The 8170-nt window shown below is 61.0% G+C and carries 7 protein-coding genes; 3 read left to right on the plus strand and 4 right to left on the minus strand.

From position 1 onward, the window contains the following. On the plus strand, positions 1-126 hold a 126-nt coding region (locus tag QZ501_RS15115; RefSeq protein ID WP_363174798.1), incomplete at its 5' end, for a TrkA C-terminal domain-containing protein. A gap of 82 nt (positions 127-208) precedes the next feature. Here QZ501_RS15115 and fadA read toward each other — a convergent pair. Together fadA and fadB are read right to left on the minus strand one after the other, a co-directional pair. Continuing rightward, on the minus strand, positions 209-1384 hold the full coding sequence (gene fadA, locus QZ501_RS14085; protein ID WP_295720381.1) for an acetyl-CoA C-acyltransferase FadA: 1176 nt from the start codon (positions 1382-1384) through the stop codon (positions 209-211). Between the two features lie 32 nt (positions 1385-1416). Then, complete coding sequence (fadB, locus tag QZ501_RS14090; protein ID WP_295720384.1) at positions 1417-3564, minus strand: fatty acid oxidation complex subunit alpha FadB; 2148 nt, start codon at positions 3562-3564, stop codon at positions 1417-1419. Between the two features lie 241 nt (positions 3565-3805). On the opposite strand from fadB, the gene QZ501_RS14095 reads away from it, so the two are divergent. Both QZ501_RS14095 and QZ501_RS14100 read left to right on the plus strand, forming a co-directional pair. Next, complete coding sequence (locus QZ501_RS14095) at positions 3806-4669, plus strand: hypothetical protein (protein ID WP_151440523.1); 864 nt, start codon at positions 3806-3808, stop codon at positions 4667-4669. 23 nt (positions 4670-4692) lie between these two features. Beyond that, positions 4693-5127, plus strand: a complete 435-nt coding sequence (locus tag QZ501_RS14100) for a universal stress protein (protein ID WP_295720386.1) — start codon at positions 4693-4695, stop codon at positions 5125-5127. Here the strand turns inward: QZ501_RS14100 and QZ501_RS14105 are convergent, their stop codons facing one another. Both QZ501_RS14105 and QZ501_RS14110 read right to left on the minus strand, forming a co-directional pair. Then, positions 5128-7077: an ATP-binding cassette domain-containing protein gene (locus tag QZ501_RS14105; RefSeq protein ID WP_295720389.1), complete on the minus strand. Its 1950-nt coding sequence runs from the start codon at positions 7075-7077 to the stop codon at positions 5128-5130. Continuing rightward, positions 7074-8006, minus strand: coding sequence for a chemotaxis protein (locus QZ501_RS14110; protein ID WP_295720392.1), 933 nt, complete (start codon positions 8004-8006; stop codon positions 7074-7076). The genes QZ501_RS14105 and QZ501_RS14110 overlap by 4 nt, the downstream gene beginning before the upstream one ends. Between the last annotated feature and the right edge of the window lie 164 nt (positions 8007-8170).

Below are 8170 nucleotides of genomic sequence, written 5' to 3' on the forward strand. Positions count from 1 at the left end.
CGAGACGGTGAGACGCAGGTCCCCGGCGCGGATTTCACCGTCGAACGTGGTGACCGACTGACGATCATCGGGGACCGCGAGAGCGTCCACGAGGCGATTCGCTACGTCGACCCCGAGGGCAGATAGCGTAGTGTTTACGACTGATTGCACAGCCGAGCGCACACCGGCGTGCGATCGGATGAGTGACGACTGGCAAACGCTACTATAGTTACAAGCGGGAGAACTCCATCGCCGCCCCCTGCCCCAGGCCGACACACATGGTGGCGACACCCAGGGTACCCTCGTTCTGCTGCATGACGTTCAGCAGCGTGGTGGAGATGCGGGAACCGGAGCAGCCCAGCGGGTGGCCAAGCGCGATGGCGCCGCCGTGCAGGTTCACCTTCTGGTCCATCTCGTCCAGCAGCTTGAGATCCTTCAGTACCGGCAGTGACTGCCCAGCGAAGGCTTCGTTCAGCTCCCAGAAGTCGATGTCCTCGACCTTCAGACCAGCCCGTTTCAGGGCCTTCTTGGTCGCCGGAACCGGGCCATAGCCCATGATGGCCGGATCCACGCCCGCCACAGCGGTCGCACGGACCTTGGCGATGGGCTTGAGGCCCAGTGCCTTGGCCTTCTCGTAGGACATTACCAGCATGCTGGAAGCACCGTCGGTCAACTGGGACGAGGTGCCCGCGGTGACTGTGCCATCCTTCGGATCAAACGCCGGCTTGAGCTCGGACAGGCCTTCCGCCGTGGTTTCCGGCCGGATGGTTTCGTCCTGCTCGATCAGCTTACGGTAACCGTTCTCATCGTGACCTTCGACGGGCACGATTTCATTATCAAACCCGCCGTTTTCACGGGCCTGCGAGGCACGCTGATGGGACCGTGCACCAAACTGGTCCTGCTGCTCCCGGGTAATGCCATGCATCTTGGCCAGCATTTCCGCAGTCAGGCCCATCATGTTGGACGCCTTGGCGGAATACTTGGATGACGCTGGATTGTGATCAAAGCCGGACTCCATGGGAATGTGACCCATGTGCTCAACACCACCGATCACGAACACTTCCCCGTTCCCGGTCTGGACCGCCTGGCTGGCGGTATGCAGCGCACTCATGGAGGAGCCACACAGGCGGTTCACGGTCTGTGCCGCCGCCTCGTGGGGAATGCGGGTCATCAGCGACATCTGGCGCGCGATGTTCAGGCCCTGCTCTTTGGTCTGGTTCACGCAGCCCCAGATGACATCCTCAACTTCCTTCGGGTCCAGTTTCGGATTGCGGTCAAACAGTGCTTCGACCAGCGCCGCGGACAGGTCCTCGGCGCGCACATTGCGGAAACAGCCATTCTTGGCACGGCCCATCGGCGTCCGCACGCAATCGACTATGACAACGTCTCTCGGATTAAGGCTCATAGATTTTCTCCGTTCGGAAATCTGTTCAACGATCAGCCATGGAACTTTTTGCCGGCCTTGGCCATTTCACGCATGCCATCGGTCGGGTGATAAAGCGGACCCAGGTCCTTGTACTTGTCTGCCATCTGGCAGAACGCGTCCAGGCCAATGTCGTCGATATAGCGCAGCGCACCACCACGGAAGGGCGGGAAGCCGATGCCATAGACCAGCCCCATGTCCGCCTCGGCGGCCGTACCCACGATGTTGTCTTCCAGGCACCGCACGGTCTCGATGCACAGCGGGATCATCATGCGCTCGATGATCTCGTCGTCGGTAAACTCCTGGCTGTTGTGAACAACCGGCTTGAGCAGATCATAGGTGGACTCATCCACAACCTTCTGCTGCTTGCCTTTCTTGTCCAGCTTGTACTGGTAGAAACCAACGTCCGACTTCTGCCCCAGCCGGTCCTTCTCGAACATCACATCGATGGCGCTCTTGTGCTCATCCTTCATGCGATCCGGGAAGCCTTCAGCCATGACTTCGTTGGCGTGCTTGGCCGTGTCCATGCCCACCACGTCCAGCAGGTAGGCCGGGCCCATGGGCCAGCCGAACTTCTCCATCACCTTGTCGACTTTCTGGAAGTCGGCGCCGTCGCGTACCAGGCGTGCAAAGCCGCCGAAGTACGGGAACAGGATCCGGTTAACCAGGAAGCCGGGGCAGTCGTTGACCACGATCGGGCTCTTGCCCATGGCACGGGCGTAGGCAACGGTAGTCGCGACCGCCTTGTCACTGGTCTTCTCGCCACGGATCACCTCAACCAGCGGCATCATGTGTACCGGGTTGAAGAAGTGCATGCCGCAGAAGTTCTCCGGGCGCTTGAGGTTCTTCGCCAGGCGGTCAATGGAGATGGTGGAGGTGTTGGAGGTAAGGATCTTGTCCTCGCCGATCACGTCCTCGGTCTCACGCAGTACCGAATCCTTCACCTTGGGGTTCTCGACCACGGCCTCGACCACCAGGTCCACATCACCGAAATCGCCATAATTCAGCGTCGGATGGATGTTGTTGAGCACATCACCCATCTGGTCGGCGCTCATCTTGCCCTTCTCGACGCGCTTGCTCAGCTGCTTCTTGGCCTCGTCGAGGCCCAGCTTGATACCGTCGCGATTGATGTCCTTCATCATGATGGGCGTGCCCTTGAGCGCACTCTGGTACGCAATGCCACCACCCATGATGCCGGCACCGAGAACGGCCGCCATTTTCACCTGGTTAGCCTGCTTCTCGTAGTCCTTGGCCTTCTTCTTCAGATCCTGATCGTTCAGGAAGATCTGGACCAGGGAGGCCGCAGTGCCGGTCTTGGCCATCTTGGCGAAGCCTTTGGCCTCAACCTCAACCGCCTTGTCGCGGGTCATACCGGCATGCTTCTGCATGACCTTGACCGCTTCCACCGGTGACGGATAGTTGGGGCCGGACTGGCCGGCGACATAGCCCTTGGACGTCTCAAACACCATCATGCTTTCCATGGAGTTGAGCTTGAGCTTGCCGGTCTTCTCCTCGCGACGCGCCTGGTAGTCCAGCTTGCCGCTGTTGGCTTCCTTCAGGATATCAACGGCGGCATCCACCAGCTGGTCGGACTTCACCACCGCATCCACTGCGTGCGCCTTGAGCGCCTTGTCCGCTTTCTGCTCGCCACCCATGCAGATCCACTCGATGGCGTTGTCCGCACCGATGAGGCGGCTGAGGCGCACTGTGCCCCCGAAACCGGGGAAGATGCCGAGCTTGACTTCCGGCAGCCCGACTTTCGCCTTCTCGTCCATAACACGGAAGTCCGTGGACAGGCACATCTCGAAACCGCCGCCCAGTGCCTGACCGTTGATCGCGGTCACGGTCGGGAAAGGAAGGTCCTCAATGCTGTTGAAGATCCGGTTGGCCTTGAGGCTGTTGTTGACGAGGTCCTCTTCCGGGCCCGCGAACAGCTCGGTGAATTCCGTGATGTCCGCGCCCACAATGAAGGTGTCCTTGGAACTGGTAACCACCAGACCCTTGAGCTTATTCTGCTTTTCGAGGGCCTCGGCCGCTTCGCCGAGCTCCCCGATGGTGAGCTGATTGAACTTATTGACAGACTCACCCGTCAGATCGAAGTCGAGCTGTGCAAAACCGCCTTCGATCTCTTTAACCGTGATGGCTTTACCTTCGTAAATCATCAACTGTTCTCCAGGTTGTGATTGGTACGTCGCTGGCCGTAGCGCGATCCAAATTCATACAGTCGTTTGAATCCGGCGCCAACGATGAAAAAAAACCGAGCGTTTGTCAATTTGTTTATTCACCGCCATCCTGCGACATGGCCCCCAGATGCGCCGCCCTGCGGATTGGAAGAATGTGAAAGCTTGCTACACTGTGGCCAGAATCCAGAACACAGACAACAAAGGCGGAGACCAACCCGACATGATGACAGGCACCCTTCGAACACGTCTGCTGACTAGCTTCCTTGCTCTGGCGCTTCTTGCGCTGGGCGCTCTGCCCGCCCACAGTCAGCAGGCGGACGGCAGCAGCGAGGCGGAAAACGAAACCGAAGCCATGGCGGAGCAGCTGCTTGACCGGATTCACCGCTTCCGTCTGCGCAACTTCATGGCCCTGAACGACTACTACAACTACAGCATGGACCCTGAGGAGGAACTGGTTTCCGAGATCAACGATAACATGGAACGCTCGGACGCCCTGCTCGGCGAGATCGGCGAACTGGCCGGCGAATCGCTCACCGGCTCCGAGCTCGAGGACCTGCGCGGCGCCTATGCGAGCTTCGAGGACCAGATGGACACCAACATCGAGGACGTGCGTGGTTCCGGTTACCCGGACCTGCGGCTGCTGTCGGACATGGCCAACCAGGCGCAGAACCTGAGCGTGCTGTCAGAAAAGCTCTATGACCAGGTGGCCGGCCAGGAGGCCACCCCTACCGTCACCGATCTGGAGCTCGCCCGGGAAGCCTCCATCACCATGGCCCTGATGGTCACCCGCTACTCAGCGCGCTCTTCCTCATCCGTCGCCCAGGTTTTCCAGGGTGCCGATTCAGAGCAGCCACTGGACGAACTGGCCAGGGAGTTTGAGGGCAGCCTGGAGAAGCTCCGCGAGCGTGTAGGAGACAACCAGCAGATCGATGCCACCCTGTCGGACGTCAACAGCAAATGGCGCTTCATCCGTGGCTCCTACATCGAATATGATGAACAGAACGTGGCGTTCGTGATCAACCGCTATTCCACCAGCATCATCGAGAGCCTGGAGCAGACCATTGAACGCCTCAAATCAGCCTGAAGACCCACGGAGGAACACCCACCATGAGTGACTATCAACGCATCCTGGTTGCCATCGACCTTACCGAAGAGGCACCGGAAGTGCTGGGCAAGGCGAAACGGCTGGCGGAGAGCAACGCCGCAACCCTGGATCTGCTGCATGTGGTGGAACCCGTGGGCTACGCCTATGGCGGCGATCTGCCCCTGGATCTCAGTGACCTGCAGCAGCAGCTTGAAGACAATGCACGCAGCAAGCTGGATGCGTATGGAGATGAGTATGGGGTTGGGCCCGAAAGCCGGCACGTGGTGGTTGGCCGGCCCGGCTCGGAAGTACGCCGGCAGGCGGAGGAACGCGGTTCCGACCTGATCGTGATCGGCAGCCATGGCCGTCACGGTATCCAGCTGTTGCTGGGCTCCACCGCCAACTCCGTACTGCACGGCTCGCCCTGCGACGTGCTGGCGGTGCGCATCGGCGGCTGATCAGCCGCTGGCCATCTCCTCCAGTTCCACCCAGCGCTCCATGGCGGACTCAAGTTCGGACTCCTGCTCCGAGAGTTCGCCAAGCGCCTTCTGGACCGTATCATTGTCCTGCTGATAGAAATCCGGCTCCGAGACCTGCTCGTGCAGCTCCGCGATACGTGCCTCCAGGTCCCGGATACGCTGTGGCAGCTGCTCCAGTTCCAGCTTGTATTTGTAGCTGAGCTTATTCCCTCCAGACCCTGAACCTGAGCCCGAGGTCGGCGCCGCGCGACTGCCCGAGGACTGGTTGTCCCCTGCACCGGAGTCGCTGCGGCGCCCGCTTCCACTTCCGGATACTGGCGGCTGTTCCGCCGGGAACTGACCGCCCTCACGGCGCCAGTCACTGAAGCCACCAATGGTCTCGTGCACACCACCAAGGCCGTCCAGAAACAGTACGCTCCCGGCGACATGGTCGAGGAATTCCCGGTCGTGGCTGATCACGATCACGGTCCCCTTGAACTCCACCAGCTGGGCTTCGAGAAGCTCGAGTGTATCCACGTCCAGGTCGTTGGTCGGCTCGTCGAGCACCAGGATATTGGCGGGCTGGCTGAACAGCTTCGCCAGCAGCAGACGCGCCCGCTCACCACCCGACAGCATCCGCACCTGGGTGCGTGCCCGCTCCGGCGTGAACAGGAAATCCTGCAGATAGCCCATGACATGACGGCTGCGCCCATTCACCTCAACGGTCTCACGCCCCTCACTGAGGTTCTCGAAGGCGGTCTTTTCCGGATCCAGTTTGCCGCGCAGCTGGTCGAAGTAGGCCACTTCCTGACGCGTGCCGCGGCGGATCTGGCCTTCGGTGGGCTCGAGATCGCCGAGAAGGAGCTTGAGCAGCGTTGTCTTGCCCGAGCCGTTCTCGCCGATCACGCCGATCTTGTCCCCCCGCAGCAGCATGAAATCCAGGTTGTGGATCAGCGGCTGTTCCGAGTTCCAGGCAAAGCCGGCCTGCTGGGCCTCGGCGATCAGCTTACCGGAACGACCGGCATCCTCCACCTCGATCTTCGCCTTACCGGAGCGTTCACGGCGCTGGCGGCGCTCGGCCCGCATCGCCTCCAGCTCTTTCACCCGGCCCTGGTTACGGGTACGGCGGGCCTTCACCCCCTGACGGATCCAGCGCTCCTCCTGAGCCAGTTTGCGGTCAAACTCCGCACGCTGGCGCTCTTCATCCGCCAGTGCCTTATCCTTGGCGTCCAGGTACTGGTCATAGTTCCCCGGCCAGGACGTCAGCGCGCCGCGATCCAGCTCGATGATGCGGGTGGCCATGGCACGGATGAAGGCACGGTCGTGGCTCACGAAAAGAACCGCGCCCTGGAACTGGGCCAGCGCCCCTTCCAGCCACTGGATCGCGGGAACGTCCAGATGGTTGGTGGGCTCGTCCAGCAGCAACAGGTCGGGGTCAGTGACCATCGCCTTAGCCAGCAGCACACGGCGCTGCCAGCCGCCCGAGAGCGTATCCAGCCGCGCCTCCGGGTTGATCCGGTACTGTTCCAGAACCGTGCGGATGCGTTGATCGTAGAGCCAGCCATCCAGTGCCTCGAGCCGTTCCTGGACCTGCTGCATCTGCTGCAGGTCATCCTCGTTGCTGGCGGTCATGGAAAGCTCATTGAACCGCTCCAGAAGCCGCCCTGTCTCCGGAAATGCCTGGGCCACCACCTGGTAGGCGGTCAGATCCCGCTTCTCGGGCAGTTCCTGGGGCAGCTCGGCCACCCGCATGCCCTCCGGCACGACAACCTGGCCGGCGTCCGGCTCCAGCTCGCCGGTCACCAGGCGCAGCAGTGTGGATTTCCCTTCACCGTTGCGCCCGAGCAGCGCCACGCGTTCGCCACGCTCAATGCGCAGATTCGCGCCGTCCAGAAGGGGTTGCATGCCAAAGGCGAGCTGGATGGAATCCAGTGTGAGAACGGTACTCATGAATTAGTGTCAGACACCTTGCGCAGATAGTTCTGGACAAGCTCCGCCAGTTCGTCAGGGCGGAACTTGGAAAGAAAGTCGTCACAGCCGACCCGGTCCACCATGGCCTGGTTGAAATCCCCGCTCAGCGAGGTATGCAGAGCCACATGCAGATGCTTCAGCCGTGAATCCTCACGGATCTCGGTGGTCAGGCGGTAGCCATCCATTTCGGGCATTTCGGCGTCGGTGATCACCATCAGAAGCTGGTCGATTTCGCCGTTCTGTGCCATGGCCTGCAGCCGTGCAAGCCCTTCGGCGCCATTGCCCGCAGTAACCACCTCGATATCAAGCTGCTCGATGGTATCACGCGCCTGGTTCAGCGCCACCGGGGAATCATCCACCACCAGGATCCGCTTGCCCTGAGCCGTGGCGATCACTTCGTCATCCACCAGTCCTTCGGAAAGCGAGGTTGTATAGGGCACGATCTCGGACAGCACCTTTTCCACATCAATGATCTCCACCAGCTTCTCCTCGTGGCGGGTGATCGCGGTCAGGTAATGCCCCCGCCCCGTGGTTTTCGGCGGTGATTCAATCTCTTCCCAGTTCATGTTCAGAATCCGCTCGACCCCGCCAATCAGAAACGCCTGGGTCCGGCGGTTGTACTCGGTGATGATCAGGCTTGCGTCGTCGCTGACCTCCTGGGGTTTCATGCCAATGGCCGCCCCCAGGTTGATCACCGGAACCGTGGTACCACGGAGATGGGTCACACCCTCCACGACCGGATGCCGTTGCGGGATCGCCGTGAGTTTCGGCATGCGGATGACTTCGCGGACCTTGAACACATTGATCGCAAACAGCTGGCGGCCATGAAGCCGGAACAACAGCAGTTCCAGCCGGTTGCGCCCAACCAGGCGCGTGCGCTGGTCCACGTTATCGAGCAGTCCTGCCATAGGAGCCTCCGAAGGGCAAGGAATTCTCCGCACAGTGTAGCTCAGTGAACGCAGCGGAGGGCCGGAAACACAGAAGCCCGGCACTGGGCCGGGCTTCTGAGGGGAATCTGGAGCGGGAAACGAGATTCGAACTCGCGACATCCACCTTGGCAAGGTGGTGCTCT

Source organism: uncultured Halovibrio sp. (assembly GCF_913056445.1).
Lineage (GTDB): Bacteria > Pseudomonadota > Gammaproteobacteria > Pseudomonadales > Oleiphilaceae > Halospina > Halospina utahensis_B.